The sequence below is a fragment of the Streptomyces sp. SID4985 genome, from assembly GCF_009863025.1.
GTDB lineage: Bacteria > Actinomycetota > Actinomycetes > Streptomycetales > Streptomycetaceae > Streptomyces.
The window spans coordinates 1-787 of the sequence record NZ_WWIR01000656.1 but is presented as its reverse complement, the minus strand read 5'-3'; the positions used below and the strand labels follow the sequence as shown (position 1 = coordinate 787).

The window sequence follows — 787 nt, the reverse complement described above, 5'->3', positions numbered from 1 at the left end:
GCGACCGAGGCGTGGGCGGCGGTCGCGCGGGCCGCCGAGGGCGTGGAGCTGGACGCCCGCGACCGGGCGGAGATCGCGGACCACGAGGCGATGGACCGGGGCCCGGAGGGCGTCGCGCTCTTCGAGCGGGCCGCGGAGCTGTACCTGGAGGCGGGCGACCCCGGCGAGGCCCTGGCCGCCCGGGGCAGGGCGGCCTACATCCGCGCCCTCACCGGCGAGGTCGAACCGGCCCTGGCCGCGGCCGGGGAGCTGTACGACCGGGCGCTCGCGCTGTACGCCGAGGGCGGCACCGGAGTACGGCAGACGGCCTCGGTGCTGCTGAGCCGGGCGCGGGTGCTGATGCGCGCGGTGCACGGCGGCGCGGCCGTCCTGGGGGACGCACCCGAACCCGAGCGGGCGACGAGTCCCGACCCCGGGGCCGCGGAGGCCGTCGTGCGGCACGTACGGGAGATCCTGACGCTGGTCGACGGGCACACCGGGGACGATGTGCGGATGGCCGCGCGCGCCGCCGAGGCGCACGCGATGCTGGCCGAACTCGCCGAGCTGAGCGGTGATCTGGAGCAGGCGGTGACGCTGTTCCGGCAGGCCACCGGGGCGTTCGTGGCCGCCGGGCTGCCATGGTTCACGCCGGAGTACGACGTGCGCGTCGCGGCGCTGGCGCACCGGCTGGGCCGGTCGGACGAGACCGAGGAGGCGCTGCGGGACGCCCTGGCGCACGGCGGGCCGTACCTCGAACCGGTCGCGCGGGCGCAGCTGCACCTCCAGCTCGCCGAGGTGACCGGCGGCC

At 78.0% G+C, this 787-nt stretch carries 1 pseudogene; it reads left to right on the top strand.

Annotated elements, in window-relative coordinates:
- Positions 1-787, top strand: a pseudogene (locus GTW40_RS28535) (tetratricopeptide repeat protein); the annotation flags it as partial.